Source organism: Pelomonas sp. KK5, assembly GCF_001984095.1.
In the GTDB taxonomy this organism is placed as follows: domain Bacteria; phylum Pseudomonadota; class Gammaproteobacteria; order Burkholderiales; family Burkholderiaceae_C; genus KK5.
In genome coordinates this window covers 1-560 of the sequence record NZ_LYVQ01000545.1, presented here as the reverse complement: position 1 = coordinate 560, position 560 = coordinate 1, and the positions used below count along the sequence as shown (strand labels likewise).

Annotated in this window: 1 protein-coding gene; it reads left to right on the top strand. The window is 59.6% G+C overall.

Going from position 1 to position 560, the window contains the following annotated elements; all coding sequences use genetic code 11:
• Nucleotides 1–59 precede the first annotated feature (59 nt).
• Nucleotides 60–560, top strand: a 501-nt coding sequence (locus B0W88_RS33370) for a hypothetical protein (RefSeq protein ID WP_144007165.1), incomplete at its 3' end; no start/stop codon positions are given.

Here is a 560-nt window from a genome sequence, read left to right as displayed (position 1 = left end):
CCGCAGTTCCAGCCGACGCCTAACGGCGCGGCTGAACGCAATCGTTAGGCTCCAGGTCGATGCGCCAAGCCGATCTCCTCGACAACTGGGTACGTCAGAAGACGTCCGGCAACTTCCGGCGGCTATGCGTACCCATAGAGGTTGAACACGAGTTCAAGGGCCGCTTCGGACATCCTTCCAGCTATGCGTACGTGAAATTTCAGGTCGATCCGGCTGAAGAACTCTCCTTCGCTACGGCAGTCTTGTGGCCCTCCGAGTTCGACGCAGACTACACGCGACGCATCCACGACTCCATTGCAGAGGCCATAGTCTCCACGCTCTTCAACCCACAGGACCACTGCCCATTTCGCGGCTGCGCGATACAGTTGATCGATTTCAGATGGGACTCTGTTGGCGGCAGTGAGCATGCGGTGAAACGGGCCACAGCCAAGGCGATGGAACTGCTTCGCACCAGCGACTCATGGGAAATCGTAGGGGCCACTATCGATCGCACGAGGCGAGCGATGGGGCCTAACCCGCAGTTCCAGCCGACGCCTAACGGCGCGGCTGAACGCAATCGT